Here is a 723-nt window from a genome sequence, read left to right as displayed (position 1 = left end):
CTTCTGGATTGCGCAGATTGACCGGCAGCTTGCCCGCCAGCACCAGCAGGGCTTCGCCCGCCGCGCCGACGCCCATGCGCATCATCGATTCCTCGGTGATCCCCGCCATGTGCGGCGTGACGATAACATTGTCGAAGCCGAAATAGGGATGGTTCGACGGCAGCGGCTGCGTCGCAAACACGTCGAGCGCGGCGCCGCCGATGCGCCGTTTCTGCAAGGCCTCGATCAGCGCGTCGTCGTCGACGACCGGTCCGCGCGACACGTTGATCAGCAGCGCCTGCGGCTTCATGCGGGCGATCCGCTCACGGTTGATCAGGCCGCGCGTTTCCGGCGTCAGCGGGCAGCACAGAACGATGATGTCGCTCTGCTCGACGAGAGCGTCGATCGACAGGAAGCCGACCTTGTCCGGCGCCGGCTGCATGCTGCGCGTCGTTGCCACCACCTTCAGGTCGAAGCCGTGCGCGGCGATATGGCCGACCGCCTGGCCGACGGCGCCGAGGCCGACGATGCCGATCGTCTTGCCGGCAAGCTCGCTGTTGGCGTTGGCGTGCTCGCGGCCGGCAAGCCAGCCTTTGGCGCGCAGGTCGCGGTCGACGACGCGGAAGTTGCGCAGCAAGGCGAGGGCCACGAACATGACGTGTTCGGCCACCGATCGGGCATTGACCGCCGGCACATTCGCCACCAGCACGCCGGCGGCCGTCGGTGCTTCGATCGGGATCATGT

Annotated in this window: 1 protein-coding gene; it reads right to left on the bottom strand. The window is 67.5% G+C overall.

What is annotated here, in order from left to right; all coding sequences use genetic code 11:
* On the bottom strand, window positions 1–723 hold a 723-nt coding region (locus EN994_RS34000; RefSeq protein WP_127308287.1), incomplete at both ends, for an NAD(P)-dependent oxidoreductase.

This window comes from Mesorhizobium sp. M7A.F.Ca.CA.002.09.1.1, assembly GCF_003998555.1.
Classification (GTDB): domain Bacteria; phylum Pseudomonadota; class Alphaproteobacteria; order Rhizobiales; family Rhizobiaceae; genus Mesorhizobium; species Mesorhizobium ciceri.
This window is presented reverse-complemented; position numbering and strand designations above follow the sequence as displayed.